The following is an 11,990-nucleotide window of genomic DNA, read 5'->3' as shown; positions in this document are numbered from 1 at the left end:
CGTCGATCAGTCCTGCCCACTGCCGAGGAGGTTGTGTCGGTGCGCTGCCGCGACGGCCTCTTCGCGGGAATGCGCACCGAGTTTGCGATACAGGGCTCGCAGGTGACTCTTCAATGTGTTGTTGGATACGAACAACTTTCGCGCTATCTCGCCGATCGGAATGCCGAGACCCAGTTCCACGAGAACGTCCATCTCCCGCTTCGTCAATTGGACTCGAACGATAGCTGCCGGATACATCTGCGGCACTTCGGATTCGAGAAAGGTTGCGACGGCACTGCTCGGGCCCTCGGCCCGCTCTTCCAGTTGCCTGATCAGATCACGCGATATGGTCGCCAGCGCCGACAGGACACCTGAGGTTTCGAGTAGTCCGCGAGCCTCCTCCCACGGACTGGCGGCAGCGGGGATTCTGCCCAGTTCGCACAGCGCAGCGCATTCGATCAGCAGGGACTCGAGCCGAAACCTCGTGAGATACTGCTCGCTCCAGTCGATTTCGCGACACAATTCCAATGCCTGTGACGGAGCCCCCGTCAGGAGATGCGCACGAGCGACAGAAACCGTGACAACAGCAAACGTATGCGGCGCAGCGACTGATTCCTCCAGCGCCTTGGTACCCTCCCCGGACGCCAACAGGAGATCGATACGCGCCGCGGTGAGAAGTGCGTCACCAAGTGATCGTTCACACGGATTCACGTGCCCGTGCGTTGCCACTGCGCGCTGGAGCGAAATCAGCCCTGAGAACGGATCCGATTGCAGCAGTGCGAATCTGGAGTAAGTGTAGGCCGCGAACGCCCACAGGTCGCCCGACGGTGTGATCTCGGCGAGCGCGTCCATCGCGGCAGCGCCGGCATTCAGGTCCACGCGATCGCACGCCACCAGTGCCCGCGCGATCGCTCCCCCCATGTGCGAGGGCGGTCCCAACCATCCCGAAACGTCCGGGTGTGTGCTTTCGAGGTGAAGCCAGTCTGTCGCGTGCGCGACGTCCCCGATCAGCGCGGAGTTGAGCGCGGCATTGCCAGCGGCGTGCCGCAGGACGAACTCCGGACCGTGTTCCATCGCACCCTGATAGGCGAGTCGCAATTCCACCGCGGCATCACCGAGGTCACCGGTCAGTTGATGCGAAACACCCCAGATCAGGCGCAGGGCGGGCAGTTGAGACCCCAACGCGCCCAACGACTCGTCGCCGAGTCCGTACACGACGTGAGCCAACTTGCGCGTGATCTCGGTAGAGCGTTGGTACTTACCGGATGTTCTCAGCACAACCGATTGGACTGTCCCGACGTTCAACAAGCTGTGCGCATGCGAACTACCACCTATCGCACGCAATTCCGCCGGTTCCGTCGGCAACGAATCGCCGTTGACCAACTGCGGCCGCAGGCGTGATTCGAGCAGGTCACGGCCCACCAGAATCGAAGAGTTCGAACTGAGTACGTCGCCGGGTATGGATTGCAACGCAGTCCGGACCAATCCGGTGTGATCGACCAGAAGATCGGCCCAGTGACGCTCGAGTATGTCGAGCACCCTGGTCCAATGGCGTCCGTCCAAGGCGTAGTGAACGGCACCGGCTATATCCGAAGTCCCGAGAGCGTGATCGACGAGAACCTGGAAGGGATCGTCGAATCCATCCCCTTGTTCGGTCCGTATCTGCATGAATGCCAGTCGAACTGACGGCGCAAAGTACCAGGATGCTTCTCCCTCGCGACCGTCCCGAAAGATCAGACCGAAAGACTCGAGCAAGTCCAGTTTGCCCTCCACGTCAAGATCGTCGGACAAGACACGAGCGATCTCTGGTGTGACGGTGCGGGCGGCGGCGATCGTAGTCGCGAAGTCGAACAACTCGAGCGACTTGCCCGATCGAGGAGCGGTCCGACTGACGTACGCGTGGATCGCCTGGTCCACTCGCTGCTGAACGCGTTCGCGCCCACGACTCGGTTCACTCAGCCCCGCAACCGCACTCAGAGCAACCTTCATCAGCACAGGAACGCCGGCAACACGCTCGCAGATCGAATGGACGATGCCCGAGGGAAGGTGGATCCCTGCCTCCGCGAACAGAACTGTGGACTCGTCGAGCGTGTACCTGAGGTCGTTCGCGCACAGGTACTCGTCCACGCGGACGTCCTCGAGTAAGTCCGTCGCAGACCGATCCTGCAGCGTGACGATTACTTTCAATCCGGGAAGCCGCACGATCAGATCCACGATTCGGCGTCCCACCTCGTCACCCTCAACCAGGTCGATGCGGTTGAACACCAACACGAATGGAGTGGGCGACGAGTCGAGAAGTGATTCGATTGCCCCCACCGGATCCTCGCGCATTCGTGGCGGGGCCTCGAGTGATTCCAGAGAATCTTGAATCACTGCGAGCGCAGTGTTCCAGTACTCGAGGGGGGTCATCCGATTCGATGGCGCCGGCACCCAGACAACTGGTCTGATGGGCATGTGCCCGAGAGTCGTGAGCCACAACGCGGCGAGGTCCGTCTTCCCGAAGCCACGCGGCGAATCGATGACCGTCAATCCCGCCGAGCGTTCCATCAACCCGAGCAGACGAGGACGAATCGCCGTGGCTCCACGCCCGGCGAGCCGTCTTTGCAGCGTGCCCCTTCCTCGAGGATTTCGCTTTGCTCGAGATAGCTGCGACCGATTCGAAGTGGATGTCATGATGGCCGACAAACGAGCAGTCGATCCCCGCCGAACTCGAGATTTCGTTCGAGCATCGAACTCCCAACCTGTCCACCCATAACGAACAACATAGACAGAATCACCGCGACACGCGAGCACTGGCCGTCTCACAAATACGCCCGATTTGTCTCATTATGTGGGCTCGGTCACTATTGACGTTTATTTGCGGGAGAGTGACTGCGACCTGCGGGATCTGACATATCATGCCCGCGTGCCGATGAATTCCGCCCGCATTCGCGTGTCGACTCGATCGGTGGGCCCTGCGGACGCCAACGACTTCTGGCGTGTCGTCACGCGTCCGTTCTTCGTCACCGAGCCGATAGGCGCCGACACGCCCCTCCAAGGCTCGATCTCCGCCCTGCCTATCGGGACCTCGCTGATCGGTGAAACGACCTTCAACGCGCAGAAGTACAACCGCAGCAAAGTTGTGATCGCCGAGAGCGGACTCGACGATCAGTACATGATCCAGGTCGTCCTCGGCGGACAGGTCAGTGGTGACGCCGACGGAGTGGATTTTGTCGCCCGCCCTGGGGACATCGCGTTCTTCGACCTCGGGCGAACCTGGACTGCTGACGTCGAAACCGAGGCGACCGGACGCACCATCACACTCCTGGCGCCGCGCTCCCTCGTCGAAGCGGAGTCGAAGGGTCGATCTCTACACGGGACGGTACTGCGCGGAGTTCCTGCCGTCGTGCTCGCTCAGTGCATGCAATCGGTCGTACTCGCGCTACCGCATCTCGATCCCGATGCTGCGGCCGGCTACGAGGACGTCGTCGCTTCCCTCCTGCGTGTCAGTTTGGGTATCGCCGAACCTGATCTATCGCCGCGGCTCGATCACTCGCTCCGCGATCGTGCGTACGCCTACATCGCCGAGCATCTCTCGGAGACCTGGCTCGGCCCGACGAGCATGTGCGCAGCATTGTCGGTCTCCCGAGCACAGCTCTACCGCGCATTCGCATCCGACGGCGGAATTGCTCTTGTCATACGGCGCAAGCGTCTCGAACTCGTCTACCGCCGGTTGACCAGAGCCGAGATGCCGAACGAAACGACCGACGCGTTGGCCCTGCGATGTGGCTTCACCTCGAAATCCCAATTGGCGCGCGCGTTCAAAGACTTCTACGGGATGACTCCGAGCCAAGCTCGTACCGATGGCAGGCGCACGATCGGGGACCCGTCGATCGCACGGCTGCACCGTCGACTCGAGTTCTTCAGCCCCTGAATCCGAAATACTCCACAGCCTCGGGATCGCGCCTGTGTTCTAGTTGTTCCATGAGCTGGGTCGACAAGGAACTGAGTCTGGCTGCGCTCACAGGCGCGGTCACAGGTGTTGCCTTGATGATCCCGATAGTCGGCGATGGAGCCTGGTCCTGGGTAGGACTGTTCATACCCGCTTTCATCGGAGCGCTGGTCGGGCTGATTGTTGGCTCGAGCGCTGTTGCAGGCGGGCGCTGCGCCCTGAGAACAAGCCACACATGGCCGGCGCGCACAGTCTGCTGCTGGAAGCATCGGTTCGCTGCGTACTCGGCCTTGGCGGTGACATTGTTGGTAATCGGAGTGTTCATGGCGGCCGTCACCGCTTCAGGTGCCCCGGTGCGAGATGCCGCAGGGTTCCCGACGTCCTTGATCGTACTGGCGGTCATCGCCGCAGTTACGTACGTGTTCTCCTACCTGCTCGCCCCCGCCCAGGCCTCCCAGACCCCGTAAGAACCTCTGCTTCATCACGATTCGGCCTCCGAACCGCGGTGGAGATCAATAATCTTGCCAGGCAGCGAGCTCAGATCACTTCAGCTGGAAATGAACCGGAGAACAAACTGCTCGATGCCTTCCGAAATGACTTTGGTCAGCGCAGTGAAGTCGTTCGACCAACGTTGAATATCCAAGCTGCTCATCACTTTCCTCCGTTCTTTGTGCCGTTGTCCGCACGAGACATGCGAGGCATCGGTCGCGCACTGGAACTATCCGCAAGAACGCGGCTTCCGTTACCGCTCGACCGATCGAACAGCACCGCATTCGCTATCGCATCAGACGGTCACTTCTTCGGCAGGTTTCCCCTCGTGGCTCGCCGCGCCGAAGACGGCTACGGCGACGGCGCCCGCGATCGCTCCGACGAATCCGACGATGGCAAGCCACTCCAGGCCAGGTCTCGACGCGTCGCCGAGCACCACGACGCCGACGATTCCCGGAACGACCGTCTCGCCGACAACCAGTGCCGCTGTCGCTCCGTTGACGGATCCCAGTTGCAACGCCACCGTGTGCAGATAGAAACCACCCAGGCCCGAGACGAGGATTGCCCAGCCGGCCGGATCGCGGAGCATCGTGCCGATTTCGAACGGATCGATTCCGTAGACCACGCGTACGGCAATGGCCAGACAGCCGAACAACACACCGGAGATCAACCCGGCGACAACTGCTGCGCGTGAGCCCAACCATCGGATCAAACCGATACCGATCGACAAGATCAACGCCGAGCCCACCAGGACACCCCAGTGGACGACGTCGTTGGAACTCCCGCCGCCCGCGTGACCGGAAGACAAACCGAGCAGCAGGAGCGATCCGATCACCGCGGCGATCGCGAACCAGTCGCGACGATGCAACTGGATGCCCAGGACCACGGTCCCCAGCACTGCCGTGATGACGAGATTGGCACTGACCACTGTCTGCGACAAGAACAGTGGAATGAGCCGCGCGGAGATGGCACTACCGGCGAATCCGACCGCATCGAGCACGGTGCCCAGGATGAACGACGCCGTCAGCGCTGCGGCGAACGTCGAACGCAAGGTCGGGCCACCCGTCGCCGTCACGTGTCCGGCCTCGCCTCGCTGCTCGGCGGCCGCTGCCGACTTGCGCGCGCCGTACGCCTGCAACACCGACGCCACGCCGTATCCGACGCACGCCACGATCGCGGCAATCAGTCCGATCAGCATCGAAATTCCACACGAAGTTCATGGGCAATGGTCATAGAGATAGACCCTGCCCTATTTTCCCAGGCCTGACATCACCCTCAGGTATTCGAACAAGTGCTACCCGAGAAGTACACCGACCGACCCTGACCGGTACCTGGGGACACCCCGACCCCTAGTGGAATTGCTTGAGAGCCCTGATCTTGTTCATGACGTCGAGCGCCGCCACCTTGTACGCCTCGGACAGTGTCGGATAGTTGAAGACGGCGTCGACAAGGTATTCGACGGTCCCGCCGCACCCCATCACCGCTTGGCCGATATGCACGAGATCCGTTGCACCCGAGCCGAAGATATGAACGCCGAGCAGTTTCAGGTCATCCGTCGACACCAGGATCTTGAGCATCCCGTAGGTGTCGCCGGCGATCTGCCCGCGCGCGAGTTCACGGTATCGGGAAACCCCGACCTCGTACGGCACCGATTCCTTGGTCAAATCGACCTCGGTGGCGCCTACGTACGACACCTCGGGAATCGAGTAGATGCCGATCGGCTGCAGATCCATCAGCTTCGCGCCTGGTTCGTCGAAGGCGTGGTAGGCCGCGAGTCGACCTTGATCCATCGACGTCGCCGCCAACGCCGGGAAGCCGATGACGTCACCGACGGCGTAGATGTGTTCGACCTTGGTGCGGAAATTGTCGTCGACGTAGATGCGGCCACGTTCGTCGGCTTCGAGCCCGGCGTTCTCCAGCGCGAGTGGCGCCGTGAGGCCTTGCCGTCCCGCCGAGTACATCACGGTCTCGGCGGGAATCTGCTTGCCGCTGCGCAGCGTCGTAAGCGTTCCGTTCGCTCCGACGTCGACGGCCGTCACTTCTTCACCGAATCGGAAAGTGACCGCCAGATCGCGTAAATGGAACCGAAGCGATTCGATGACCTCGGGGTCACAGAAGTCCAGCATCGACGTTCTCTTCTCGACGACGGTGACCTTGGTGCCGAGTGCCGCGAACATCGACGCGTACTCGATACCGATCACTCCCGCGCCCACCACGACCATGGTGGTCGGGATGGAGGTCAGATCGAGGATTCCGTCGGAGTCGAGCACCCGGTGACTGTCGAAGGACACCCCCGCCGGGCGGGCAGGCAACGTTCCGGTCGCGATCACAACGAATTTTGCCGTGATCGTCATCTTGTCTCCGCGCGAGGCGTCCTCGACGAGGATGGTGTGCTCGTCGACGAACGAGCCGACCCCTACCAACAATTCGACGCGGTTACGCAGGAGCTGAGATCGCACGACTTCGATTTCTTTGGTGATGACATGCTGGGTTCGCGCCAGCAGGTCGGCCGGAGTGATGTTCTCCTTGACGCGGTAACTTGCGCCGTACAGTTCGCGTTGGTTCATCCCGGTGAGGTAGAGAACCGCCTCGCGCAACGTCTTCGACGGAATGGTGCCGGTGTTGACGCACACTCCCCCGAGCATGTTGCCCTTCTCGACCATCGCTACCCGTTTACCCAGCTTGGCCGCCGCGATGGCAGCCTTCTGACCACCCGGGCCGGAGCCGATCACAACCAGGTCGTATTCCATCGGATCAGTCATCGCTTACAAATACCGTCTGCATACGACCGGCAGATGCCGAGCATGTCAATACTCGGTGAACAATCCGCGCGCCGAACGGGCACGACGGCTGTACACGAACCCTGTTGCAATTAAAAGAGATACAGTCAAACCCTTACGAAAATTGCTACACACAAACATATTCCGACATTCGCATGCGCACATTCTTCGCCGTCCGACGGAGTTCACAACGGTCTGTTGAAATTTGTTTCACCCCAGAGTGATTGATCGATCAACTGACAGGTGACCAGGGCAGTAAACCGGATGTCCAGTATTCGAATTGTCCGAAATAACGAGCAGAATGTTCCTCGTCACATCCCGGACCGAAGCAGTTGCGCGGAGCCTCAGGTCGCGTTCTACTTGCCTTGACTAATCATCTGTCACTCTCGGTTACAAACATCCGCCCCCGTTCACGATCCCCACCTTTCGCCATCTCGAGAGATCAGGTTTCCCAATGGAATTCACGGAACTTGCCGACTATCCCCTACCTCCTGGGACCGTCACCGAGTGGACTCCTGCCGCAGTGAATCCGCCCGAACTGTGGCCTGTCGACCAGCGTCCCGCCAGCTACATACACGAGGCACACTTGAAACATGCCGAGCAGGCGAAACGGCAGGCGCACCATCACAACGACGGATGCACTCCGTCGTGGCTGGGTACCTCGTTTCGTATCCACGACCGACTCGACCGAAGGATCTGGGCGGCCACTCTCGATCATTGGATCGATCGCCACGAAGTGCTCCGAACACGAGTCGCCATGGAGGGCGAAGCGATAGTCCGACGCACCGCGGGTCCTGGAGATGTCCGAATTCTGGGTAACGAAGTCGGACATCTTGCGTCCTCGATGTCCGTCTTCACGCATCTGCAGCAACTGCTCGACCGGTCGACCGATCCACTTGTGTGGCCTGCGTACCAGTTCGCGACAATTGAAGGTCCCAACCATTTCACCGTGGTCTTTGCCGCTGATCATGCTCTGCTGGACGGATATTCGGTGGCATTGACCGCGCACGAACTGCAGACGATCTACCGTTCGTCGAGCGAGGGAAGCCCTCCCTCGCCGCCGGAGACCGGAAGCTACATCGACTTCGGCACCAGGGAACGAGATCTCGTGGGACACGCGGACTGCTCTCACCCGGCGGTGCAGACGTGGCGCGAGTTCTACGCGCAGGGCGAGGCTCCGCTCTTTCCAGCGCTGCCCGAACCGGTCGCCGGACGCCGAGGCCCTCAGCAGAGCCTGTCCGCCTGGCTTCTGAGCGCCCGGGGAGCCGAACGCCTGGCAGAAGCGAGCAAGCGCAGCAACCAAGGATTCCTGGCCGCGATACTCGCGTGCGCGGCCAAGGTGACCGGTGATCTCACCGGTGCAGACGAATTCCGCGTCGTGGTGCCGCAACACACCCGTTCGGAGCTTCGATGGGCCGCGTCGCTGGGATGGTTCATCGGTGTTGTGCCGGTGAGGATCCCGATTGCTCCCGCAGCAACCGTGAGCGATCTGGCCAAGGTTGCCGGCACGGAGATGCGACGCGTCCGCCCCGCAGCGGCCCTGCCGTACTCGAAAGTGTGCGAGCTGATCGACTCCCCGCAGCACCTGCCGTTCGTGCTCTCGTACATGGACGTTCGTCACGTTCCTGGTGCCGAGCAATGGACGAGCTGGCAGACCAGAGGCCTTCGTAGTCGCGATCATTCGGGAACCGACGTCTACATCTGGCTCACACGGACTCCCGAAGGGCTCAATCTGGCCATACGCCACCCAGGCAACGCGCGCACAAGCCGCCACATCCATCAGTTCGCGGGACTCCTACGCCGCGAAATAGAGGACTTTGCCTTCTCGACCGACACATGCACACCTCCGACCAACACCGCTGTACCGATCAATACCGCTGTACCGATCAATACCGCTGTACCGATCAATACCGCTGCACCGATCGAGGAGAACTCTCATGGAAATGACACCCATCGATCTCTGGGCACCGAAAGCCGGGACGCTCACCGAGTTCAGGCCTACTGAGCAGTCCCTGACGGCAGCATCTCGAGCACCACTGAGCGACCAACCTCTCTCGTTCCTCCAAGAGGGACACATTCGTACCGCCGATCACAAGCGCGCACAAGGCGTCGACTGGTCACCGTGGATCGGATTCACGTTCACTCTGCCCGGTGATCTCGATCGGGAGGCACTGCGTCGGGCGGTCCAGGCGTTTGTCTTGCGGCACAACACACTTCACAGTTGGTTCGAGGTGAGACCATCCGAAGATCCTGGCGGCAGCGGGGTCATCGACCGTCATGTGGTGGATGAATCGACGATCGAACTCGCGCCGCACAGCGTCGGTTCCCTGAACACGACCGATGCGGTTCGCGAGCATGTCAGCCGAAGTTTCGCAGGCGATACCAGCCCACTGCAATGGCCTTCGTTCACCAGTGGCGCCGTCGAGCACGGCACCGGCGCCGGTTTCACCATCTACTACGGCGTCGATCACTCGCACACCGACGGCCTGTCGCTGATGTTGGGCGTCGAAGAACTTCGTGCGCTGTACATCGCCGAAAGCGCCGGCATCGACGCTCAACTTCCCTCTCCCGGTAGCTACGTCGAGTACAGCGGCGAAGAACGGGCAGCGGCGAAGAACCTCGACCTAGCCGCAGAACCTGTGCAGCAATGGATTTCGATTCTCGCCGCCAACGCCGGACAACTCCCGACGTTCCCCCTCGACCTCGGCGTCGCGCAGGGCGAACAGACCCGGTCGACCCGCACACATATCGACGTTCTCGACAGCGACGAGTCAGCCGCGTTCGCAGCGCTGTGCAAGTCCAATGGCGTCGGATTCTCCACGGGGATCTTCGCAGCCCTCGCCCTCACCGAGATCGAAGTTGCTGACAGAGCGAACTACTTCGCGCTCAACGCAGTCGGTACTCGTTCCGATCCGAGATACCTGTTTTCTCAAGGCTGGTTCATCAATCTCGTCCCGGTCTCGTTCACGCTGAGTGGTGTCACCACCTTCACCGATGCACTCCCCCTTGCTCACGCTGCTCGCGCAGCCGTGAAGGGACTCGCGGACGTGTCCATTCACTCGGTGATCGCCCAGGTGTCGAAGTTGACCGGATCCGACATCGGCGGAACCTCGGTCCCGCCGATGGTGTCGTACATCGACATGCGCCTGATTCCAGGTGCCGAGCACCACGACGAACTCGAAGCGCGCGCACTCGGTGGGCCAGGAACGACGGGTGATCTGTCGATGTGGATCAACCGGAAGGAAGACCGTACGTACGTGATGGTCAGTTTCCCCGATACCGAGCAAGCGCACACATCGGTGGATCGGTACCTTCGACACCTCCGCAACGTCCTGAGAACGGTCGCCGATACCGGCGACTACCGTGTCGTTCGTCAGGCGGATGCACGTCAGGAAGTGGAGACCGCCTGATGCACATCACCTTTCTCGACAGGTTCGAGGCACGGCCGGGCCGCATCCTGCAGTGGACGCCGAGCGAAATCTCCACCGGATCGACGTATCCGGTTCCTCCGACCTCGAATCAGCAGCTGCATCTTGCCGGGAGCCGCGGCGATACGACTTGGCTCGCCGCCACTTTCGACGTTCCCGGCCCGATCGACACGGACGCACTCCGGGCCAGCTTCGAGGAATGGACGTCCCGTCACGACGCCCTGTCGTGCTCGTTCTCCCAGGCCGAAGAAGCGGATGAATCCTCGGCGCTGTTCGTCGACGTCGCCGATGTCGTCGATCTGCGCCTCCGTGAGGAAACAGTGGCGGACGCGCGAACGCCGGAACAGGTGCGAGAACTCCTGGGCGAGCGCTTGGATCGATGGTGCAATCCTTTTGCGTTTCCCGCCTACTTTCTCGGGGCCATCACCCGCGAGGACCAGTCGACAGTGATCTGCGGATTCGACCATGCCATCTGCGACGGCTGGTCCATGAGCATCGCAATTACCGAGATCAGCACTCTGTATCGTGAATACACGCGGGCGGACCGTAATCCGATCGCGTCAGATCTCTTGCCCGAGCCCGGGAGTTTCCTCAACTACTGCTTCCGTGAATCGGCAACCGCGGATCCAGAGCCCGGCGACCACCGCATTTCGGGGTGGCGGTCTTTCCTTCGATCTTGCGGGGGTGACACTCCCCATTTTCCCGTAGATCTGGGGCTGCCCGCCGGGACCATGTCGCCCCAGGGCACAGACACCCGAATGCTCCTCGACGCCGACGAAGCAGAGCTGTTCGACCAGAACTGCGCCGATCATCGACACTCGTCGTTCGGTGCGATTCTTGCGTCGATCGGTTTGGCCACAACACAATTGACCGACAAGAGAGACACACGCCTTCTGTTCCCTGTTCACACGCGTCGGGAACCGCGGCACAACCACACCTTCGGCTGGCTGGTGGCCAATGCACCCATCACCGTGACGAGCATGGATGATCTTCACAGCACGGCTCGGGCAGTCAATCTCGCTTTCCACGAGTCACTTTCACTGTCGTCCGTGTCGTCGAGACAAGTGTTGAGGAGCTTGGGACCCGAGGTTTCGCCCACTCGCCGAGACATCTTCTCGGTGTCCTACGCCGACTACCGGACCATGCCCGGTGGATCTCGCCCCCGCGAATCACGGCCCGGCGACTCACAACCTGCGCCGATCAATCCGCAGCAACTCAGTCGCGTGTCGAGCGCCGACGACGTTCAGTTCTGGTTTTCGCGCACCAACGACGGGCTGGCAGTGCGCACCCGATTTCCGGCACCCGCGGCCCAGGCAGTGCTCACCTTCCTCGAGTGCGTATCCGAGATTCTGTCGACGCCGTAACCAGACGGCTGTGCATCCG

8 protein-coding genes are annotated in these 11,990 nt (G+C 61.3%); 5 read left to right on the top strand and 3 right to left on the bottom strand.

All coding sequences use genetic code 11. The features are described from left to right. Positions 1–6: 6 nt before the first annotated feature. Positions 7–2,526: a helix-turn-helix transcriptional regulator gene (locus QM596_RS06100; RefSeq protein ID WP_283308380.1), complete on the bottom strand. Its 2,520-nt coding sequence runs from the start codon at positions 2,524–2,526 to the stop codon at positions 7–9. A gap of 364 nt (positions 2,527–2,890) precedes the next feature. On the opposite strand from QM596_RS06100, the gene QM596_RS06095 reads away from it, so the two are divergent. Together QM596_RS06095 and QM596_RS06090 are read left to right on the top strand one after the other, a co-directional pair. Beyond that, positions 2,891–3,892, top strand: coding sequence for a helix-turn-helix domain-containing protein (locus QM596_RS06095; RefSeq protein ID WP_283308768.1), 1,002 nt, complete (start codon positions 2,891–2,893; stop codon positions 3,890–3,892). A 50-nt stretch (positions 3,893–3,942) separates the two neighbouring features. Next, on the top strand, positions 3,943–4,377 hold the full coding sequence (locus QM596_RS06090; protein WP_256063166.1) for a hypothetical protein: 435 nt from the start codon (positions 3,943–3,945) through the stop codon (positions 4,375–4,377). A 317-nt stretch (positions 4,378–4,694) separates the two neighbouring features. On the opposite strand, the gene QM596_RS06085 is transcribed toward QM596_RS06090, so the two are convergent. Together QM596_RS06085 and sthA are read right to left on the bottom strand one after the other, a co-directional pair. Further along, positions 4,695–5,597 (bottom strand): hypothetical protein, encoded by a 903-nt coding sequence (locus tag QM596_RS06085; RefSeq protein WP_019745033.1) that lies wholly within the window; start codon positions 5,595–5,597, stop codon positions 4,695–4,697. A gap of 151 nt (positions 5,598–5,748) precedes the next feature. Continuing rightward, positions 5,749–7,161, bottom strand: coding sequence for a Si-specific NAD(P)(+) transhydrogenase (gene sthA, locus QM596_RS06080; RefSeq protein WP_007733953.1), 1,413 nt, complete (start codon positions 7,159–7,161; stop codon positions 5,749–5,751). A 472-nt stretch (positions 7,162–7,633) separates the two neighbouring features. Between sthA and QM596_RS06075 the strand changes: the two genes are divergently transcribed. Genes QM596_RS06075 through QM596_RS06065 form a run of 3 tightly spaced genes read left to right on the top strand, consistent with a single transcriptional unit; the run spans position 7,634 to position 11,971 of the window. Further along, the gene (locus QM596_RS06075) at positions 7,634–9,184 is read left to right on the top strand and encodes a condensation domain-containing protein (RefSeq protein ID WP_283308378.1); all 1,551 of its coding nucleotides are present in this window, start codon (positions 7,634–7,636) and stop codon (positions 9,182–9,184) included. Next, positions 9,117–10,589, top strand: a complete 1,473-nt coding sequence (locus QM596_RS06070; RefSeq protein ID WP_029536943.1) for a condensation domain-containing protein — start codon at positions 9,117–9,119, stop codon at positions 10,587–10,589. The genes QM596_RS06075 and QM596_RS06070 overlap by 68 nt, the downstream gene beginning before the upstream one ends. Beyond that, the gene (locus tag QM596_RS06065) at positions 10,589–11,971 is read left to right on the top strand and encodes a condensation domain-containing protein (RefSeq protein WP_283308377.1); all 1,383 of its coding nucleotides are present in this window, start codon (positions 10,589–10,591) and stop codon (positions 11,969–11,971) included. The genes QM596_RS06070 and QM596_RS06065 overlap by 1 nt, the downstream gene beginning before the upstream one ends. The last annotated feature ends 19 nt before the right edge of the window (positions 11,972–11,990 follow it).

This window comes from Rhodococcus sp. IEGM 1406 (assembly GCF_030056745.1).
GTDB classification, from domain to species: Bacteria; Actinomycetota; Actinomycetes; order Mycobacteriales; family Mycobacteriaceae; genus Rhodococcus_F; species Rhodococcus_F erythropolis.
This window is presented reverse-complemented; position numbering and strand designations above follow the sequence as displayed.

Bases quoted from the DNA above. Each gene is read 5' to 3' on its own strand.
- QM596_RS06075 (WP_283308378.1), top strand. From the start codon at position 7,634: ATGGAATTCACGGAACTTGCCGACTATCCCCTACCTCCTGGGACCGTC.
- QM596_RS06095 (WP_283308768.1), top strand. From the start codon at position 2,891: ATGAATTCCGCCCGCATTCGCGTGTCGACTCGATCGGTGGGCCCTGCG.
- QM596_RS06070 (WP_029536943.1), top strand. From the start codon at position 9,117: ATGGAAATGACACCCATCGATCTCTGGGCACCGAAAGCCGGGACGCTC.
- QM596_RS06100 (WP_283308380.1), bottom strand. From the start codon at position 2,526: ATGGAACGCTCGGCGGGATTGACGGTCATCGATTCGCCGCGTGGCTTC.
- QM596_RS06085 (WP_019745033.1), bottom strand. From the start codon at position 5,597: ATGCTGATCGGACTGATTGCCGCGATCGTGGCGTGCGTCGGATACGGC.
- sthA (WP_007733953.1), bottom strand. From the start codon at position 7,161: ATGACTGATCCGATGGAATACGACCTGGTTGTGATCGGCTCCGGCCCG.
- QM596_RS06065 (WP_283308377.1), top strand. From the start codon at position 10,589: ATGCACATCACCTTTCTCGACAGGTTCGAGGCACGGCCGGGCCGCATC.
- QM596_RS06090 (WP_256063166.1), top strand. From the start codon at position 3,943: ATGAGCTGGGTCGACAAGGAACTGAGTCTGGCTGCGCTCACAGGCGCG.